The organism is Albidovulum sp., from assembly GCF_049646345.1.
In the GTDB taxonomy this organism is placed as follows: Bacteria; Pseudomonadota; Alphaproteobacteria; order Rhodobacterales; family Rhodobacteraceae; genus Albidovulum.
The window spans coordinates 1-2,980 of record NZ_JBARVQ010000885.1; the positions used below are offsets into that span (position 1 = coordinate 1).

Here is a 2,980-nt window from a genome sequence, read left to right on the forward strand (position 1 = left end):
GCACTTGTCGAACTGAAAGCGCGGTTCGACGAGGCCGCCAATATCCGCCAGTCGCGGCGTCTTGAACGCGCGGGCGCCCATGTCGTCTATGGGTTCATCAACTACAAGACCCACGCCAAGATCTCGACCGTGGTGCGGCGCGAGGGCGAGAATCTTGTGACCTATACTCATTACGGCACCGGCAACTATCACCCGATCACCGCGCGCATCTATACGGACCTGTCGTTCTTCACCTGCGACGCGCCCCTTGGCCGGGATGCGACCAAGGTCTTCAACTACCTCTCCGGCTATGTGCAGCCCGAGGGGCTGGAGAATATCTCCATCTCGCCAACCAGCCTCAAACCGCGCCTCCTGGAGATGATCGCGGCCGAGGCGGAGCATGCGAAGGCCGGCAAACCGGCGGCGATCTGGGCCAAGATGAATTCGCTGATCGAACCCGATATGGTCGACGCGCTTTATGCCGCGTCCCAAGCCGGGGTTAAGATCGAACTGGTGGTGCGCGGCATCTGCGGTGTCAGGCCCGGGATCAGCGGGCTATCCGAGAATATCCGGGTGAAATCGATCGTCGGCCGCTTCCTGGAACACAGCCGCATCGTCTGTTTCGGGAACGGCCATGGCCTGCCCTCGAAACAGGCCCGCGTGTTCTTTTCCTCAGCCGACTGGATGGGCCGCAACCTGAACCGGCGGGTCGAAACACTGATCGAAGCGACGAACCCCACGGTCAAGGCGCAGATCGTGAGCCAGATCATGGCAGCGAACCTTGCCGATGAGGCGCAAAGCTGGGTCCTGACGCCCGATGGACGTTATATCCGCGACCTGCCCGAGGGGCGCGACGACCTTTTCAACTGCCACCGGTTCTTCATGGAAAACCCCTCGCTGTCGGGCCGCGGCTCGGCCGGGGCGAAGGACGTGCCGAAACTCGCCCATGCCGATTGAGGACCTTTCGATGCCTGCCAGCACTGAAAAGAAAACGCCGTCCCACCGCGAGAAGAAACGCGAAAAGGAGGCCAAGGCCCGGTCGCTGGCAGAAGATTCGGGCCCCTTCGGCAAACCCCTGTTCGACGACCCCTCGGCCCGCGCACTGGAACGGGTCGGCGTGGTCGATGTCGGGTCAAACTCGGTCCGCCTTGTGGTCTTCGATGGTGCGGCGCGCAGCCCGGCCTATTTCTACAATGAAAAGATCATGGCGGGCCTCGGTCAGGGTCTGGCCGAAACAGGCCGCCTGAATCCTCAGGGCCGCGCCCGCGCGCTGGCCGCGCTGAAACGTTTTGCGGCCCTTGCCAAGGGTATGGAGCTGCCCTCCGTTTCCTGCGTCGCCACAGCGGCGGTGCGTGAAGCCGAAGACGGGCCGGATTTCCAGGCTGAGGTCGAGCGCGAGACCGGTCTGAAGCTCTGGGTCATCGACGGATTGGAAGAGGCGCGGCTTTCGGCACAAGGTGTGTTGCTGGGCTGGCCCGAGGCCGAAGGCCTCGTCTGCGATATCGGCGGCAACTCGATGGAACTGGCCGAGGTATCCGGGGGCAAGGTCGGCCGCCGCGTGACTTCGCCCCTCGGCCCCTTTCGGCTGCAACAGATTGCAGGCGGCAAACGGGGTATCGCGAAATACATCAAGGAAACTGTCGAAAAACTGGCCGCAGAGATCGGCACCGGGCATGAGCGCATCTATCTTGTCGGCGGCTCCTGGCGGGCGATCGCCCGACTGGATATGGAGCTACGCGCCTATCCGATGACGGTTTTGCACGAATACAGGATGAAACCGCAGGCGCTGTTGCAGACGCTGCATTGGATCGGCGACAGCGATCTGAACGAGTTGCGGAGCAAGACCGGCACGTCGGCGGCACGGATGGAACTGGTGCCGCTGGCGGCACAGGTCCTGCGCCAGCTTGTGCTGACCTTCCGCCCGAAGGAAATCGACGTCTCGGCTTATGGCATCCGCGAGGGGCTGCTTTACGAACAGATGCCCGAACGCCTGCGCATGCGCGACCCCCTGATCGAGGCCTGTCGCCACGCCGAACGCACGATGGCGCGGATGCCGGGTTTCGGCAAGAAACTCTACCAGTTCCTGCTGCCGCTCTATGCCAGCGCGAATTTTCAGACCCTGCGTATGCTGCGCGCGGCCTGCCTCTTGCATGACACCACATGGCGCGCGCATCCCGATTATCGGGCCGAGGTCTGTTTTGACAACGCCACCCGCGCCAACCTCGGCGGGCTCAGCCACCCCGAACGGGTGTTCCTCGGGCTCACGCTTTTGCACCGCTACAAGAATTCCCGCGCCGGATCGCGGATGGAGCCTGTCTTCACGCTTCTGACCGAGGCTCAGATCAAAGAGGCGGAGGTCATGGGCAAGGCCATGCGCTTCGGTGCGATGTTCGCGGTCAAATCGCCGGAAGAGGCAGGCGAACTGGTCTGGCGTCCGAAGAAGAAGGTGTTGGAACTGAGGCTCAACGCACATGCCGAGGCGCTTTTCGGCGAGGTCGCACAGGCAAGGTTCGGGTCACTCTGCGATGCATTGGGCGCTGAAAAACTCACGACGATCGTCGGCCCCTGAATAAAACAATTTTTCTTCGAAAAATTGGCGATTTTTCGGAGAAAAATCGTATTGGCTCAGATGTCGATTTCCTCACCCGGCGCGGGCATGGCCAGTTCTGCAGGCGACTTTCGACGAATGATGATATCACCGTTGGGCAGCATTTCAGGCGCATGGTAGTTCCTGATGTCGCCAATCAACCCCGCGAGTTCGCGCATGATGGGCTCCATCTCGCCCAGGACTTCGCCCAGTTCGAATTGCAGGTCTTTCAGCGCCGGTTCGACCTCATCCAGCATAGAGCGCATGATGATCTTCGCGCCTTCTTCAAGCAGGCTGAAGCCTTCCTCGACATCCTCTTCTTCACCGGCCTCCTGCGCCAGCACCGGTGCGGTGCCGAGCATCAGGGCCGTCAGAGTGATCGCGATCCGGTTCATGGTGCCAATATAGTACATC

General features: G+C 61.6%; 2 protein-coding genes and 1 pseudogene. 2 read left to right on the forward strand and 1 reads right to left on the reverse strand.

Annotated features, from left to right (window positions below):
- Together WBB85_RS23100 and WBB85_RS23105 are read left to right on the forward strand one after the other, a co-directional pair.
- Positions 1–936, forward strand: a pseudogene (locus WBB85_RS23100) (RNA degradosome polyphosphate kinase); the annotation flags it as partial.
- Positions 926–2,548 carry a Ppx/GppA family phosphatase gene (locus tag WBB85_RS23105; protein ID WP_432640911.1) on the forward strand — a complete coding sequence of 541 codons (1,623 nt, stop codon included), beginning with the start codon at positions 926–928 and terminating at the stop codon, positions 2,546–2,548. The pseudogene WBB85_RS23100 and the gene WBB85_RS23105, both read left to right, overlap by 11 nt.
- Before the next feature lie 56 nt (positions 2,549–2,604).
- On the opposite strand, the gene WBB85_RS23110 is transcribed toward WBB85_RS23105, so the two are convergent.
- The coding region (locus tag WBB85_RS23110; RefSeq protein ID WP_432640912.1) for an AAA+ family ATPase at positions 2,605–2,980 on the reverse strand (376 nt) is incomplete at its 5' end.

Excerpts from the sequence above, each read along its gene's own strand:
- WBB85_RS23105 (WP_432640911.1), top strand. The coding sequence starts at position 926 with ATGCCGATTGAGGACCTTTCGATGCCTGCCAGCACTGAAAAGAAAACG.